Source organism: Streptomyces sp. cf386 (assembly GCF_900103585.1).
Taxonomy (GTDB): domain Bacteria; phylum Actinomycetota; class Actinomycetes; order Streptomycetales; family Streptomycetaceae; genus Streptomyces.
The window spans coordinates 166,379-181,569 of sequence record NZ_FNHV01000005.1 but is presented as its reverse complement, the minus strand read 5'-3'; the positions used below and the strand labels follow the sequence as shown (position 1 = coordinate 181,569).

Here is a 15,191-nt window from a genome sequence, read left to right as displayed (position 1 = left end):
GCTGGTGGGGTGGTTCCGGTGGCGTGACGGATGGCGGTGCCCGCGGCCGATCGGTTGTCGTGGACGGATGCCTGTTCACCCATCCCTCCGCCACTGCGTCCGCGGCCTGCGCCGCGCCGCGGCCCAGCCGAACGTGCTGTTCGGAGGTGTGTACGGGGCCGTGCTGGCCAGCTCGCTGGTCGCCGCGCTCACGCAGTACGGCGACACCGACCGCGCCGAGCGCCTGAACGACGCCAAGTGGCTGCTGATCACCGCGGCGGCCTCGGCGCTCGCGCACGGCTACGCGCACATCATCGCCCGGCGCGGCGACGGCTCCCGGCCGGGCGTGCGGGGAGCCCTGCGTGTCCTGCTGGACGAGTGGCCGGTCCTGGCGGCGGCCCTGCCCACGGCGGTGATGCTGCTCGGGGCCGGCTGGGGCTGGTGGCAGTCCGCGGGCATCGAGTACGTGGCCTTCGGCTTCAACATCGCGCTGCTCTTCGCCTGGGGCCTCACGGCGACTCGCGCGGCGGGTCGCTCCTGGGGCTCCGCGCTGACCATCGGCTGTGCGGACGCGCTGCTCGGGGTGATCGTCGTGGTGGCCAACGCGCTCATCAAGTAGCGGCCTCCTTCCGGCGGGGGCGCACCCGCCGGTCGGCGGGGACGGACCGGACACTCGCCGGATACACCGGGCTCAGGCCGCTCTCCAGCCTGGGAAACATGACCCAGAACGCACATGACACGGCACTCGTCGCGCCCGACGCCGCCCGTCCCGGAACCCCGGCGAGTGACCCTGCCGGGACCGCGCGGACCGGACGCTCCCAGGTGGGACGCCTGATCGGCGTGGACCTGGCCCGAGGCCTCGCGGTCTACGGCATGTACGCGGCCCATGTCGGCCCCGACCCCTCCGAGGGCGGCGTCACCGGGCACCTGATGGAGCTCGCGCACGGCCGTGCCTCCGCGCTCTTCGCCTTCCTGGCCGGCTTCTCGATCATGCTGATCACGGGGCGGCGTGCCCCGAAGAAGGGCCGGGCGGGCCGTCAGGCGGTCGCCAAGGTCGTCGTCCGGGCGCTCGTCCTGCTGGTCGTGGGCACCGCGCTCACCATGAGCGGCACCCCGGTCGAGGTGATCCTCGCCTTCTACGGCCTGTACTTCCTGCTGGTGCTCCCGCTGTACCGGCTCGGCGCCCGCGCACTGGCGATCATCGCCGCGGCGGGCGCGCTGATCCTGCCGCAGGTCCTCCACGTCATCCAGCAGTCCCTGAACTCGGGCGGCGACTACGGCGGCTCGGGTGACGCAGTGGGCGGCGGCATAGGAACCTGGCCCGAAGGCGGCGACGGCATCGTGTCGCTGCTGTTCACCGGCAGCTACCCGGCCCTGACCTGGATCCCCTTCGTCATCGCCGGCATGGCCGTGGCCCGTCTCGACCTGGCCGCCACCGCCGTACGCGTCCGTCTCGCGCTCACCGGTGTCGTGCTGGCCGTGCTCGGCTACGGCGGCTCATGGCTGGCCCTGCACCTGGTCCCGGGCGCCCTGTCGAAGCTGGGCGACGGCGGTTGGGGCGAGGGCGGATCGGCCGCGTCGGCCTGGTGGTCCGACACCTGGGGCTACCCGAGCGGTGACACCCCGTACGGTCTCCTGGTGGCCTCGCCGCACAGTGAGACGACCCTGTCGGTCGTGGCCAACACCGGTGTGGCCCTGGCGGTCCTGATCGCGTGCATCGCAGCCGTCGACGCCTTCCCGCGCTTCCACCGGCTGGTCCGCCCGGTGATCGCGGTCGGCACGATGTCCCTCACCGCCTACGTCCTCCACGTGGTCGCCATCCACTTCCTCGGCATCGAGGAACTGCCCGGATCCCCCCTGCACGTCCTGCTCGGCTTCATCGTCGCGGTCACCGTGTTCGCCGTGCTGTGGTCCCGTCTCTTCCGCCGGGGACCGCTGGAGTGGCTCCTCGGCAAGACCACCAAGGTCGCGGAGCTGGTCCGGTGAGCGGACCGGCGGCAAGCGCTTCGGGACCGCCGCACCCGCCTCCGAGTCAGCCCCTCGACGTCAGAATGCTGAGCGCGTTGGCGGCCACGATGGCGCCGATGCCCGCCCACTCCGGTGCCCCCAGCCCCTGGCCCAGACCGATCAGGCCGACCACGGCCGCGAGGACCGGGTTGACGCTCATGAACAGTCCGAAGGCGCGGGCCGGGACATGACGCAGGGTGAACAGGTCCGCGAGGTACGGAACGGCCGACGAGAGGACACCGGCGGCGACCGCGCAGGCGACGGCGCCGGCCGTCGGCGGATGCCGGAGGGCGACGACCACGCCGATCGGCAGGAACATCAGGGCGGACAGACAGGACGCGGCCGCCGCGCCCTGCGCTCCGGGGATGCGCCGACCGACGGTGCGGTTGAGCAGGATGTACGACGCCCAGCAGCCGGCGGCCAGCAGGCCCAGGGCCATCCCGAGGTAGTCGGCCGAGGGCTGGGGGCGCATCAGGGTGACGACGCCGGCCGCGGCGATCACCGCGCAACAGACGTCCACCCGTCGGCGGGAGGTCGCCAGGGCGATGGCGAGCGGGCCGAGGAACTCCAGGGTCACCGCCAGGCCCAGGCCGACGCGGTCGATCGCCGAGTACAGCGAGAGGTTCATGGTGCCGAGCACCACGGCCAGCAGCATGACCGGCCACCACTGACCCCACGTGAACTCGCGCAGCCTCGGCCTGCCGACGGCCAGCAGGACCAGGGCGGCGACGTACTGGCGGACGGCGACGACGCCGACGGGACCGAGGACGGGGAAGGCGAGGGAGCCGATCGCGGCGCCGGTCTGGTTGGACAGACCGCTGCCGACCATGGTGGCCACACCGGCGAGACGTCCACCGGCCGGCTCGGGGGCCGCGAGCGGGACCGCGAGCGAGGTCGCGGGGGCAGGCGCTGATGCGGGGCGGGTGCGCATGCGCCCATCGTGGGGCCGTGCCGTCCTTGCGCAAAATGCGTTGACGAGCCCAGCTATACGCTTGAGTCATGGATGCTTCGGTCATGAACGTGGAGCTGAGGCAGTTGCGCTGTCTCGTCGCGATCGTCGACGAAGGCACCTTCACCGACGCCGCCATCGCCCTCGGCGTCTCCCAGGCGGCCGTCTCCCGCTCGCTGGCCTCCCTCGAACGCGCCCTGGGCGTACGGCTGTTGCGGCGGACCTCCCGCGAGGTGACCCCGACCGGCACCGGTCTGCGGGTCCTGGCGCACGCCCGGCGCGTGCTGGGCGAGCTGGACGACCTGGTCCGCGAGGCCACCTCCGGGCACGCCCGGCTGCGGATGGGCTACGCCTGGGCGGCGCTCGGCCGGCACACCCCGGCCTTCCAGCGCCGCTGGGCCGCCGCGCAGCCAGGGACCGATCTTCAGCTCGTGCGCCACAACTCGGCCACCGCGGGGCTCGCGGAGGGCACCTGCGACCTCTCCGTCGTACGCCGGCCGGTGGACGACCGGCGGTTCGACTCCGCCATAGTCGGGCTGGAACGGCGGCTGTGCGCCGTGGCCGCCGACGACCCACTGGCCCGGCGCCGCGCCGTCCGGCTGGCCGACCTCAGCGACCGTACCCTCCTCGTCGACCGCCGCACCGGGACCACGACTCCCGACCTGTGGCCGTCCGATGCGCGCCCGGCGACCGAGGAGACGCACGACGTCGACGACTGGCTCACGGTGATCGCCACCGGCCGCTGCGTCGGTGTGACCGCTGAAGCCACCGCCAACCAGTACCCGCGCCCCGGCATCGTCTACCGGCCGCTACGGGACGCCGAGCCCATCGCCGTCCGGCTGGCCTGGTGGCGCGACGACCCGCATCCCGCCGCGCAGGCGGCGATCGAACTGCTCACCGCGCTCTACCGGGGCGACTGACGCCCTCGGCAGGGGGAGAGCGCACAGGCGGGCGGTGATGTGTCAGGAGGAGTGTGGCGGCGGGCCACAGCATGGGGCGGGAAGGGCCCCATCCACTTCTCGCGGATCCTGATTGCGCGGTGCACGGCCGCCAGCCGTTTCTCCGCGTCTTGCTGGGTCCTTCCCGTCACCTCCAGCACACCACGGGTGCGGCGGATGCGCCAGGGCCGTTCGCCTCCGTTACGGCGGCAGGTGGCGCCCGGAGGTGACAAGACGGGCCTGGCGGGTACCCATGAGCGGATCCCGCCGGGCGCGGGACAGACGTCGAGCGGAGGTGAGGAGGCCGTGCGGTTCGCGTTCCGAGACGCCGTCGCGAGCGGGCATCCCCTGATTGCCGTACCCGCGAGCTGCCGCGCCGCACCCTGCCCGGTCGCCGTCCCGCCACGGCGGGGATGACCGGTGCAGCGGCCCCGCATCCCTGACAGGTCCCGCGACGCGCTCGCCCCCGCCTTGCGCGACGTGCGCGCCGTCGTCTTCGACACCGACGGGGTGATCACCGACTCGGCCAGGGTGCACGCCGCCGCCTGGAAGGAGGCCTTCGACGCCTTCCTGCGCGCCCACCCGCCCGAGGACCCCGCCCTGCGCCGCCCCTTCGACGAGCGGGACGACTATCTGCGCCACGTCGACGGCAAGTCCCGCCTCGACGGAGCCGAGGCCTTCCTCGCCGCACGCGGCATCGAGACGTCGGCGGAGACGGTACGGGCCGTCGCCGCGGACAAGGAGCGCCTCTTCACGCAGCGGCTGCGCGAGCAGGGCGTCGACGCCTACCCGTACGGTCCCCGGGTAGGCGTCGACGCCTACCCGGGGACCGTACGGCTGGTGCAGGCGCTGCGCGCCGCGGGAGTGCCCCGGGCCGCCGCCTCCGCCTCCCGGCACGCCGGTGAGCTGCTGAGCCGGGCCGGGGTGCTCGACCTGTTCGACGCCTTGGTGGACGGCGGCGAGGCCGCCCGGCTGGGCCTGCCGGGCAAACCGGAGCCCGACCTGTTTCTGGAGGCGGTCCGCCGGCTCGGTGTCCCCGCCGACCGGGCCGCCGTCGTCGAGGACGCCCTGGCCGGTGTCGAGGCGGGCCGGCGCGGCGGCTTCGCCCTGGTGGTCGGCGTGGACCGGGCCGCCGGCGCGGACACCGGGGCCCGGCTGCTGCTGCACGGCGCCGACATCGTCGTACACGACCTCGGAGAACTCTGCGCGGGAGGAGCGCCGAAGTGACGGACGACCGGAGCCCGGAGGCCGAAGGGACGGGCTGGAGCTCGGAGCACGAAGCGACCGGCTGGAGCTGGGAGTACGAGGGCTACGAGCCCGCCGACGAACGGCTCCGGGAGTCGCTGTGCACGCTGGGCAACGGCTACTTCGCCACACGGGGCGCGCTGCCCGAGTGCGCCGCCGACGACGTCCACTACCCGGGGACCTATGTGGCCGGCATCTACAACCGCCTCACTTCCAAGGTCGCGGGCCGCCAGGTGCAGAACGAGGACATGGTCAACGTCCCCAACTGGCTGCCCCTGCGCTTCCGTCTCCCCGGCGGCCACTGGATCGCCCCCGACTCCACGCCCGTGCTCGACCACCGGCAGCTGTTGCATCTGTCCGAGGGCCTGCTGGAGCGCCGGACTCGGTACGACCTCGGCGGCGAGCAGGTGTTGACGGTGCGTCAGCAGCGGCTGGTGCACATGGGCGACCCTCATCTCGCCGCCCTGCGCACCGAGTTCACGGCCGAGGGGTTCTCCGGCCCGCTGGAGGTGGAGGCGGCCCTGGACGGCTCGGTCACCAACTCCGGCGTGGCGCGCTACCGGGACCTCGACGGCCGCCATCTCACCCATATCCACACCGGCACCGCCACCCCGGACACGGTCTGGCTGCGCTGCCGTACCCGCACCTCCGACACCCGGATCGGCATCGCGGCCCGACTGACCGCTCAGGCCGGCGCCGAGACGCCCCTCACGATCCGCCATGAACGGCCGTACGCCATCCAGAGGTTGACGCTCCACATGGTGCCCGGCCACACCGTCACCGTCGACAAGACAGTGGCCCTGCACACCTCCCGCGACCCGGCGATCAGCGACCCGCTGCACGCCGCCGTCGACCGGGTGGGCCGGGCCCCCGGCTTCGAGGCGCTGGCCGACACGCACCGCACAGCCTGGGGTCAGCTCTGGCGTCGCGCCGAACTGGACGCCCCCGGGGAGTCGGGCCGCATCCTGCGGCTGCACCTCTTCCACGTCCTGCAGACCCTCTCCCCGCACACCGCCGACCTCGACGTCGGCGTGCCCGCCCGGGGACTGCACGGCGAGGCCTACCGCGGCCATGTCTTCTGGGACGAGCTGTTCGTGCTGCCCTTCCTCAACCTGCACTTCCCGGAGGTCTCCCGCGCCCTGCTCCGCTACCGCCACCGCCGCCTCGAACAGGCCTGTACTGCTGCCGTTGCAGCGGGCCGCCGGGGTGCCCTGTACCCGTGGCAGAGCGGCAGCGACGGGCGTGAGGAGACCCAGCAGCTGCATCTCAACCCGCGCTCGGGACGCTGGCTGCCCGACCACTCCCGTCTCCAGCATCATGTCGGTTCGGCGATCGCGTACAACGTGTGGCAGTACTGCGAGGCGAGCGGCGACATGGAGTTCCTGCACACCAAGGGCGCCGAGATGCTGTTGCAGATCGCCCGCTTCTGGGCGGACAAGGCGGTCTACGACGAGAGCCTGGGCCGCCACCGCATCAAGGGCGTCGTCGGCCCCGACGAGTACCACGAGTCCTACCCCGGTGCCGACGCGCCTGGCCTCGACGACAACGCGTACACGAATGTCACGGCCGCCTGGGTGCTCGCCCGCACGCTGGAGCTGCTGGGCGTCCTTCCGGAGCCCCGCCGGCGCGAGCTCGTGGAGCGCACCGGCCTGGACGGGGGCGAACTCGAACGGTGGGAGGACGTCTCGCGGACGCTCCATGTGCCGTTCCACGGCGGCGTCATCAGCCAGTTCGCGGGCTACGGCGAGCTCGCCGAGCTTGCTTGGGAGGGGTACCGGGAGCGGTACGGCGACATTCGGCGGCTGGACCGGATCCTTGAGGCGGAGGGCGACACCGTCAACCGCTACCAGGCCTCCAAACAGGCCGACGTCCTCATGCTCGGCTACCTCTTCTCACCGGCCGAACTGGGGGGCCTTTTCGGCCGGTTGGGTGTCCGGCTGGACGAGGAGATGTGGCGGCGCACCGTCGACTACTACATGCACCGCACCAGCCACGGCTCCACCCTCAGCGGCCTGGTCCACGGCTGGGTCCTGGCCCGGTGCCGGCGCGGCGAGGCGTGGAAGTTCTGCCAGGAGGCACTGCAGGGCGACATCGCCGACGTCCAGGGCGGCACCACCGGCGAAGGCATCCACCTGGGCGCCATGGCCGGCACCCTCGACCTCGTCCAGCGCGGGCTGACCGGCCTGGAGACCCGGGGCGGCGCCCTGTGGCTCGACCCCGTGCCGCTGCCCGAGCTGTCCTCCTACGGGTTCGCCCTGCGCTATCAGGGCAACTGGGGCGTACGGCTGCGTCTGGAACGCGGACTGCTGGAGATCGCGGTCCCGTCCCACGACGTCTCACCGATCGACGTACGGCTGCCCGGTCGCGAGGTGACCCTGCAGCCCGGGGAGACGGGGCGGCTGGTCCTTCCCGACTGACCCGGCCCGGTGCGGGAGACGCCCGGCAGGGGGAGGCTGGAAGACAAGAGCCGACGGCCCGGCCGGGTCGGGCGCGGAGAGCCGCCACCCCGGCGCGCAGGAGTCGTACGGCGCCCGCGGATCCCGCACGGAAGGGGGAGCGCGATGAGCGGCCCGGTCGTCGTAGGAGTGGACGGTTCACCGTCGAGCATGGCCGCCGTGGAACTCGCGGCGCGTGAGGCCGGGCTGCGGGGCGTGGGGCTCCGGCTGGTGCACGCCTTCGGCTGGCCGGCCGCGCACATACCGCCCGGCGGGCGGATCTGGGAACCGAGCGGCGGCGGGGTGCGCGAGCTGATCGACGGCACCCTCACCAAGGCCGAGCGGCGCGCTCATGAGACGGCGCCGCACATCGTGATCACGCGCGAGATCGTCGTCGGTGAGCCGGTCACGGTGCTGGAGATCGAGTCGCGCACGGCGTCCCTGGCCGTGGTCGGCAGCCGGGGCCTGAGCCGGTTCGGCGTGCTGCTGCTCGGCTCCACCGCAGGTCAGCTGGCCGCTCACGGCGCCTGCCCGGTGCTGGTGGTGCGCGGCAGGCCGGACCCGGCCGGGCCGGTCCTGCTCGCCGTCGACGGCTCGCCCGCGGCCCGGGGCGCCGTCGAGTTCGCCTTCGCCCATGCGGCCGCGTACGGAACGGACCTGGTGGCGCTGCACGCCTGGAGCGCCCGGAGCGACCGGGCCTACGACCAACCGTCCGACCCGCCCTTCGTGACGTACGACGAGGGCCGGCTGCGCGACGAGGAGGAACGGGTGCTGGCCGAGGCGCTGGGCGGGCTGCGCGAGCGGTACCCCGACGTCGCCGTGGACCGCAGGCTGGTGCGCGGCCGGATCCGCCACACCCTCATCGAGGCCAGCGCCGACGCCGGGCTCGTGGTGGCCGGGGCGCGCGGCCGGGGCGGGTTCGCCGGGCTGCTCCTGGGCTCGGTCAGCCAGGCCCTGCTGCACCACGCGCACTGCCCGGTCGCCGTGGTCCGGTCAGGGCAGGAGTGAGGTCGGCGCCCCGTCCGCGGGCCCGGCTCAGAGATCCGCCGCGTGGTCCGGGACGTAGTTCTGCAGATCGCGCGGCGGTCGCCGGTAGCCGGTCGACTCCGGCCGCTCGGGCAGGTCGAGGACCGGTGGGGGCACGTCCTGGTACGGCACGGAGCTCAGCAGATGGGCGATCATGTTCAGCCGGGCCCGGCGTTTGTCGTCGCTCTCGACGACGTACCAGGGCGCCTCGCTGATGTCGGTGTGCACCATCATCTCGTCCTTGGCACGGGAGTAATCCTCCCAGCGGGTGATCGAGTCCAGGTCCATCGGGGACAGCTTCCAGCGCCGCACCGGGTCCTCGAGGCGGCGCCGGAAACGTTCCTGCTGCTCCTCGTCGCTCACCGAGAACCAGTACTTGCGCAGCAGGATCCCGGCCTCCACCAGCATCCGCTCGAAGAGGGGGCACTGGCGCAGGAAGAGCTGGTACTCCTGCTTGGTGCAGAAGCCCATGACGCGCTCGACACCGGCCCGGTTGTACCAGCTGCGGTCGAAGAGCACGATCTCCCCGGCCGCCGGAAGATGCCCGATGTACCGCTGGAAGTACCACTGGCTGCGCTCGCGCTCGGTCGGCTTGGGCAGGGCCGCGATCCGTGCCACCCGCGGGTTGAGGTGCTCCGTGACCCGCTTGATGGTGCCGCCCTTGCCCGCCGCGTCCCGCCCCTCGAACACGATGACCAGGCGGGCGCCCTCCGCACGCACCCACTCCTGGAGTTTCACCAACTCCGTCTGCAGGCGCAGCAGTTCCTTCTCGTACGTCTTGCGCGGCAGCTTCTCCGCCTTGTCGCCGGCCATGGAAGCACCGTACTGACCGATGACGGGCCGCGCACTCCGGCCGCCGGCCCGGGCGAACGTACCCTGCGAGTGGACCGACCCGGACCCACCGAAGCTGTCAGGCAGGAACCGATGGACTCGCCCACAGGGCCGAAGGACGACGCCGCCAGTCCGCACATCCACGTCGAGAAGAAGCTGCCCCGCTCCGACGCACACGCGCGTGACCTCCTGGCTGCCACGTTCGGCCTGGTCGGAGACCTGCCGGAGACGGTCGCCACCGGCTGTGGGCTGCGGGTGCCGTACGCCATGACCTCACCGCGGCCCGAGAGCGTCACCTGCCTGGCCTGCCGCGAGCACGCCCACGGCCGGCACCTGCGCTTCGCGGAGGAGATCGAACGGCTCGGGGCCATGCCGGGAGCTGTCGTCACCGGCGCCCAGGCGGGGCAGATGGCGGAGCATTACCGAGACCTCGCGCGGAGGTTCGCCGACGACGGCCGGCACTGACAGACGGACGAACGACCCGCTGCCGCCCTAGCCCCAGCGACGCCGTTCCTGCGACCGGCCGGGACGAGTCGGGCTGTTGCCGTGGGCGGGCATCTCATGCGGGGTCAGCCGACGGTCGCTCCTGGGCACCTCGGCCGGCTCCCGGTGCTCCCGGACCTTGTGGACCGGGCCGTCGTCGGGCAGCCGGGGCTGTTCCTCGGGGCGGGGCGGAGGCGGTTCCCGGCGCCGGATCCGGGCGCCCAGCACGAACGCGCCGATGAGCAGCGCCACGACGGCCAGACCGGCGACGAGCAGCCCGATGCCGAACGCACCTCCCGAGCCGAGGTCCGTCGAGGCGATGGATGTCATGGATGCCTTGGTCATGGGCCGCGAGTACCCCTGGCCTCCCACGTGAACCCGCCCCGGGTTTGGCGCGCCCCGGACCGGCTACCCGACCGGCGTGACACAGACAACGACCCAGCAGCAGCTCGTCCAGTTCCTGGAGGACCGTTTCGCGTGCGCGCAGGCCTGCACCGAGTGCGCCCGGGCCTGTGCCCTGCGTGCGAGCCTGGTGGATCCGGACGGGACCGAGGAGCAGGAACTCCTGCGCCGCAAGGGCATCATGTGCGCCGAGGTGTGTGACGCGACCTGCCGGGTGCTGGCCGAGCAGAACCAACTGGACGAGACCGCCCTGCGCGCCCAGCTGGAGTGGACCCGGACGGTGAACCTGGAGTGCGCCCACGCCTTCGACCGGCACCCGGACGCCGAGGACGCCGCGCAGGCGTGCCGGGACTGCGCACGGGCCTGCACGGAGTTCATGGCCACGCTCGACTGAGCCCGCTCGACCGAGTCCATCGGATCCCCCGGCTCCTCGCCATTCCCAATTTCTGGAACACGTTCTACGGTGTGCGCCGTCAGGACCGGTCCTGGGAGCCTGGAGGCGCCGTGCATCTCGAATACACACCCGAGCAGCAGCGGCTGCGCAGCGAACTGCGTGACTACTTCGCCAAGTTGGCCCCGGACCTCGCGCATCCCCGCTTCACCGACCCGGCCGCCCAGAAGCGCCACTACCGCAAGACCATCCGACGGCTCGGCGCGGACGGCTGGCTCGGCGTGGGCTGGCCCACGGAGTACGGCGGACGCGGACTGACCACGATCGAACAGTTCATCTTCTTCGACGAGGCGGCCCAGGCGGGCGTACCGCTGCCCCTGATGGCGCTCAACACCGTCGGCCCGACGATCATGCAGTTCGGCACGGACGAGCAGAAGGCGTACTTCCTGCCGAAGATCCTCTCCGGCGAGATCGACTTCGCGATCGGCTACAGCGAGCCCGACGCGGGCACGGACCTGGCCTCGCTGAAGACGCGGGCCGCGCGCGACGGCGACGAGTATGTCGTCAACGGCCAGAAGATCTGGACGACCAACGGCGACACTGCCGACTGGGTTTGGCTGGCCGTCCGCACCGACCCGGACGCACCGCCGCACAAGGGCATCACGATGCTGCTCGTCCCGACCACCGACCCCGGCTACTCCTGCACCCTCATCAACACCCTCGCCTCGCACGACACCACGGCCAGCTACTACGAGAACATCCGCGTCCCCGTCTCCCGCCGCGTCGGCGCCGAGAACCAGGGCTGGCGCCTGATCACCAACCAGCTCAACCACGAGCGCGTCACCCTCGCCGCCCACGGCACCATGGCCATCCGCGCCCTGCACGACGTCCAGCGCTGGGCCATGGAGACCAAGCTCGCCGACGGCCGCCGGGTCATCGACCTCCCCTGGGTGCGCCGCCGCCTCGCCCAGACCCACACCAAGCTGGACGCCCTCAAGCTCCTCAACTGGCAGATGGTCAGCGCCGTCCAGGAGGGCACGCTCACCCCACAGGACGCCTCCGCCGTCAAGGTCTACGGCTCCGAGGCGCGCCGGGACGCCTACGCCTGGCTGATGGAGATCGTCGCCGCGCCGGGAGCGCTGAAGGAGGGCTCGGCGGGGGCGGTGCTGCAGGGTGAGCTGGAGCGCGGCTACCGCTCGGCCGTGATCTTCACCTTCGGCGGCGGCAACAACGAGATCCAGCGGGAGATCATCTCGTGGATCGGTCTGGGGATGCCGAGGGTACGGCGTTAGCCTGCGGGCATGGGAGATCCCGGGCTGTTCACCCCGAACTCGGTCACCTGGCAGATGCACGGCGACCCCATGATGTGGGTCGCCGGAGTCCGCGCGCTCTACCTCCAGGCCCTGCACCCCCGCGCCGTACGCGGCGTCATGCAGAACTCCGACTTCCGCAAGGACGCCTGGGGCCGGCTGCTGCGTACCGCGAACTTCGTCGGCACCCTCACCTACGGCACCACGGAGGCCGCCGAGAAGGCGGGCGCCCGGGTGCGGAAGATCCACAGCATGCTCGGCGCCACCGACCCCGACACGGGAGAGCGGTACGGCGTCGACGAACCCGAACTGCTGCTGTGGGTGCACTGCGCCGAGATCGACTCCTATCTGCGGGTCGCCCGCCGCTCCGGGTTCCGTCTCACCGACGCCGAGGCCGACCGCTACATCGGCGAACACCGGGTAAGCGCCCGCCTGGTGGGCCTCGACCCCGACGTCGTACCGGCGAACCGGGAGGAGATGGAGGCGTACTTCGAGAAGGTGCGGCCCGAGCTCGTATGCGGACCCGAGGCACGCGCGGTGGACGACTTCCTCCTCCGTCCGCCGACGCATCCCCTTCTCGTCCCGGCGCGCGAGGTGTTGTGGCGGCGCGTGGCGCACCTGGCGTACGCCGCTCTGCCGCCGTACGCCCATGAGCTGTACGGCAGACCGGCCCCGAAACCCGCCACCGTCACCCGTCAGTTGCGTGCCACGGGCACCCTGCTGCGCTGCGTTCCCGCACGTCTGCGCTGGCAACTCCCGCCCAAACACATCCTGCGTGCCATGGCACGGCTCGGCCCGGGCTCGCGCCCGGCACCGTACAAACTCGGGCGATAGCTCGCCATACTGGACGAGCCGGGGGAGGGCGGGCTCGACCGTGACGGGGGGCGATCGCGGGAGATGGGGGACAGCAGGCTGATCCAGGGCCGGTACCGGCTGCTCGATCTGATCGGGCGCGGCGGTATGGGCGAGGTGTGGCGTGCGCGCGACGAGTCGCTGGGCCGGCACGTCGCCGTGAAGTGCCTCAAGCCGCTGGGGCCCCAGCACGACCACTCCTTCACCCGAGTCCTGCGGGAGCGGTTTCGCCGCGAGGCCCGGGTGGCCGCGGCCCTTCAGCACCGAGGGGTGACCGTCGTCCACGACTTCGGCGAGTCCGACGGCATCCTGTTCCTGGTCATGGAGCTGCTTCAGGGCCGCAACCTCAGCCAGCTCCTGGAGGACAACAAGCAGCACCCGCTGCCCGTCCCGGACGTCGTCGAGATCGCCGACCAGGTCGCCGCCGCCCTCGCCTACACCCACCAGCAGGGCATCGTGCACCGCGACTTGAAGCCCGCGAACATCATGCGGCTGGGCGACGGCACGGTGAAGATCTGCGACTTCGGCATAGCGCGCCTCGGCCACGACATCGGCTTCACCTCCCGGCTGACCGGCACCGGCATCGCGATGGGCACCCCGCACTACATGTCGCCGGAGCAGATCGGCGGGGAGGAGGTGGACCAGCGCAGCGACCTGTACTCGCTGGGGTGCGTGCTGTACGAGATCACCACCGGGGTGCCGCCGTTCGACCTCGACGACCCCTGGGCCATCCTCGTCGGCCACCGGGACACCCCGCCCAGGCCCCCGCGCAGCCACCGCGCCGAACTGCCCGAGTACTTCGAGAGGATCATCCTCGACCTGCTGGCCAAGCGGCCCGAGGAACGCCCGCACGACGGACGCGAGTTGGGCCGCCGGATCGACCTCGGCCGTACGACACCGACGTATGTGCCGACCGTGGTGACCCCGCAACCCGCTCTCCGCCCGCTCCAGGAGCCCTCCCTCAGGCCCCCGGAGCCCGTGGCCCGCGCGCCCCGGCTGCCCTCCTGGACCCGTGGCATGACCACCGGCCACAAGGCCACCGGCGCCGGACTGCGCACCACGCCTCCCGACGCCGCAGCCGGGCTCACCGGCGAGTGGATCCCCCGTTCGGCCACCGGCCGGCCCGACGAGACCGCCGTACCGGACGAACCGCCCGCCCCGTCCCAGGCCACGCTCACCGCACTGGCCGGACGGCACAACGCGGGGCTGAGCCTCGGCCGGCTGGGCCGCTGGACCGAGGCGGGCGAGGTGCACCGGGCCGTCGCCGCCGAGCGCGAGCACCTTCTCGGCCCCGACCACCCCGACACCCTCGCCAGCCGCTACGAGGTCGCCTTCACCCTCAGCCGCACCGGCCGCGCCGCCGACGCGCTGCGCGAGTACAAGCACGTCGCCCGCGCCCGCAGCCTCGCCCTCGGCCCCGACCACCCCGAAACGCTCGCCGCCCGGCAGGAAATGGCGTACGTGCTCGGCCAGTTGGGCCGCCACTTCGACGCGCACCAGGTCTACACGTCCGTACTCGTCGCCCGGGAGCGCAGCATGGGCGCCGATCACCCCGACACCCTGCGCTGCCGCCACAACCTCGCCTTCAACCTCAGCAGACTCGGTCGCCTGGAGGACTCCTACCGCATGGCCGCCGAGGTCGCCGCCGGCCGCGCCCGTGTGCTCGGCCCGCAGCACCCCGACACCCTGGTCACCCGGTACGAAGTCGCCTACGCACTCGGTCAGTTGGGCCGCTGGGCCGAGGCCCTCCAGACCTACCGCGAGGTCGCCGACGCCCGCGCCCAGGCCCTCGGCCCCGACCACCCCGACACCCTCGCCGCCCGCTACGAGGTCGGCATCAGCCTCGGCAGGCTCGGCCGCAGCGCGGAGGCGCTCCAGCTCTACCGCGACCTCGTCGACGACCGCACCCGCGTCCACGGCCCCGCCCACCCCGAGACCCTCCGCGCCCGCCACGGCCTCGGCGTCAACCTCGGCCGGCTCGGGCACTGGGAGGAGGCCCTCGCCGAGTCCCGGGACGTGTGCGCGATCAGGGAGCGGGTGCTGGGCCCCGACCACCCGGACGCCCTGGTCAGCCGGCGCGAGGTCGCCGTGAGCCTCGGCTGGCTGGGTCGCTGGCCGGACGCACTCACCGAGTACCGCAGGGTGGCCGCCGCCCGCGAACGGGTCCTCGGCGCCGACCACCCCGACGCCCTCGCCAGCCGCAACGACGAGGCCCACTGCCTTCAGCAGCTCGGGCGGGGTGCGGAGGCGGCGGAGCTGTACCGGAGGGTGGCTGCGCTGCGGCAGCAGGGGACGTCCGGCGGTGCGTGAGCGGGGCGGCGTCCCGTGACTCCCGCGCGTCGC

At 72.7% G+C, this 15,191-nt stretch carries 14 protein-coding genes; 11 read left to right on the top strand and 3 right to left on the bottom strand.

Annotated features, from left to right (window positions below; all coding sequences use genetic code 11):
• Positions 1–67: 67 nt before the first annotated feature.
• Both BLU79_RS14730 and BLU79_RS14725 read left to right on the top strand, forming a co-directional pair.
• Positions 68–598 (top strand): hypothetical protein, encoded by a 531-nt coding sequence (locus tag BLU79_RS14730; protein WP_093906201.1) that lies wholly within the window; start codon positions 68–70, stop codon positions 596–598.
• Between the two features lie 98 nt (positions 599–696).
• Complete coding sequence (locus tag BLU79_RS14725; protein ID WP_093906200.1) at positions 697–1,965, top strand: DUF418 domain-containing protein; 1,269 nt, start codon at positions 697–699, stop codon at positions 1,963–1,965.
• 46 nt (positions 1,966–2,011) lie between these two features.
• Here the strand turns inward: BLU79_RS14725 and BLU79_RS14720 are convergent, their stop codons facing one another.
• On the bottom strand, positions 2,012–2,917 hold the full coding sequence (locus tag BLU79_RS14720; RefSeq protein ID WP_093906199.1) for an EamA family transporter: 906 nt from the start codon (positions 2,915–2,917) through the stop codon (positions 2,012–2,014).
• Positions 2,918–3,000: 83 nt separating this feature from the next.
• On the opposite strand from BLU79_RS14720, the gene BLU79_RS14715 reads away from it, so the two are divergent.
• From BLU79_RS14715 to BLU79_RS14695, 4 genes are all read left to right on the top strand, one after another.
• Positions 3,001–3,855 (top strand): LysR family transcriptional regulator, encoded by an 855-nt coding sequence (locus BLU79_RS14715; protein WP_093906198.1) that lies wholly within the window; start codon positions 3,001–3,003, stop codon positions 3,853–3,855.
• A 438-nt stretch (positions 3,856–4,293) separates the two neighbouring features.
• Complete coding sequence (locus BLU79_RS14705) at positions 4,294–5,100, top strand: HAD family hydrolase (protein ID WP_256333301.1); 807 nt, start codon at positions 4,294–4,296, stop codon at positions 5,098–5,100.
• Entirely contained in the window at positions 5,097–7,535 is a 2,439-nt protein-coding gene (locus tag BLU79_RS14700; RefSeq protein WP_093906196.1) for a glycoside hydrolase family 65 protein, read from the top strand. The genes BLU79_RS14705 and BLU79_RS14700 overlap by 4 nt, the downstream gene beginning before the upstream one ends.
• Positions 7,536–7,679: 144 nt before the next feature.
• On the top strand, positions 7,680–8,561 hold the full coding sequence (locus BLU79_RS14695) for a universal stress protein (protein ID WP_093906195.1): 882 nt from the start codon (positions 7,680–7,682) through the stop codon (positions 8,559–8,561).
• A gap of 27 nt (positions 8,562–8,588) precedes the next feature.
• Here the strand turns inward: BLU79_RS14695 and ppk2 are convergent, their stop codons facing one another.
• Positions 8,589–9,392 (bottom strand): polyphosphate kinase 2, encoded by an 804-nt coding sequence (ppk2, locus tag BLU79_RS14690; protein WP_093906194.1) that lies wholly within the window; start codon positions 9,390–9,392, stop codon positions 8,589–8,591.
• A gap of 111 nt (positions 9,393–9,503) precedes the next feature.
• Between ppk2 and BLU79_RS14685 the strand changes: the two genes are divergently transcribed.
• Entirely contained in the window at positions 9,504–9,875 is a 372-nt protein-coding gene (locus tag BLU79_RS14685; RefSeq protein ID WP_093906193.1) for a hypothetical protein, read from the top strand.
• Between the two features lie 27 nt (positions 9,876–9,902).
• Here the strand turns inward: BLU79_RS14685 and BLU79_RS14680 are convergent, their stop codons facing one another.
• Positions 9,903–10,238 (bottom strand): DUF6479 family protein, encoded by a 336-nt coding sequence (locus tag BLU79_RS14680; protein ID WP_256333300.1) that lies wholly within the window; start codon positions 10,236–10,238, stop codon positions 9,903–9,905.
• 76 nt (positions 10,239–10,314) lie between these two features.
• Between BLU79_RS14680 and BLU79_RS14675 the strand changes: the two genes are divergently transcribed.
• The 4 genes from BLU79_RS14675 (at position 10,315) to BLU79_RS14660 (ending at position 15,158) form a co-directional block, all read left to right on the top strand.
• On the top strand, positions 10,315–10,689 hold the full coding sequence (locus BLU79_RS14675) for a four-helix bundle copper-binding protein (protein WP_093906192.1): 375 nt from the start codon (positions 10,315–10,317) through the stop codon (positions 10,687–10,689).
• 110 nt (positions 10,690–10,799) lie between these two features.
• Positions 10,800–11,978: an acyl-CoA dehydrogenase family protein gene (locus BLU79_RS14670; RefSeq protein WP_093906191.1), complete on the top strand. Its 1,179-nt coding sequence runs from the start codon at positions 10,800–10,802 to the stop codon at positions 11,976–11,978.
• 9 nt (positions 11,979–11,987) lie between these two features.
• A complete protein-coding gene (locus tag BLU79_RS14665; protein WP_093906190.1) occupies positions 11,988–12,830 on the top strand; it encodes an oxygenase MpaB family protein in 843 nt (280 codons plus the stop codon).
• Positions 12,831–12,893: 63 nt separating this feature from the next.
• Positions 12,894–15,158: a serine/threonine-protein kinase gene (locus BLU79_RS14660; RefSeq protein WP_093906189.1), complete on the top strand. Its 2,265-nt coding sequence runs from the start codon at positions 12,894–12,896 to the stop codon at positions 15,156–15,158.
• Positions 15,159–15,191 lie beyond the last annotated feature (33 nt).

Bases quoted from the DNA above. Each gene is read 5' to 3' on its own strand.
- ppk2 (WP_093906194.1), bottom strand. From the start codon at position 9,392: ATGGCCGGCGACAAGGCGGAGAAGCTGCCGCGCAAGACGTACGAGAAG.
- BLU79_RS14685 (WP_093906193.1), top strand. From the start codon at position 9,504: ATGGACTCGCCCACAGGGCCGAAGGACGACGCCGCCAGTCCGCACATC.
- BLU79_RS14660 (WP_093906189.1), top strand. From the start codon at position 12,894: ATGGGGGACAGCAGGCTGATCCAGGGCCGGTACCGGCTGCTCGATCTG.
- BLU79_RS14715 (WP_093906198.1), top strand. From the start codon at position 3,001: ATGAACGTGGAGCTGAGGCAGTTGCGCTGTCTCGTCGCGATCGTCGAC.
- BLU79_RS14695 (WP_093906195.1), top strand. From the start codon at position 7,680: ATGAGCGGCCCGGTCGTCGTAGGAGTGGACGGTTCACCGTCGAGCATG.
- BLU79_RS14720 (WP_093906199.1), bottom strand. From the start codon at position 2,917: ATGCGCACCCGCCCCGCATCAGCGCCTGCCCCCGCGACCTCGCTCGCG.
- BLU79_RS14680 (WP_256333300.1), bottom strand. From the start codon at position 10,238: ATGACCAAGGCATCCATGACATCCATCGCCTCGACGGACCTCGGCTCG.
- BLU79_RS14725 (WP_093906200.1), top strand. From the start codon at position 697: ATGACCCAGAACGCACATGACACGGCACTCGTCGCGCCCGACGCCGCC.
- BLU79_RS14665 (WP_093906190.1), top strand. From the start codon at position 11,988: ATGGGAGATCCCGGGCTGTTCACCCCGAACTCGGTCACCTGGCAGATG.
- BLU79_RS14730 (WP_093906201.1), top strand. From the start codon at position 68: ATGCCTGTTCACCCATCCCTCCGCCACTGCGTCCGCGGCCTGCGCCGC.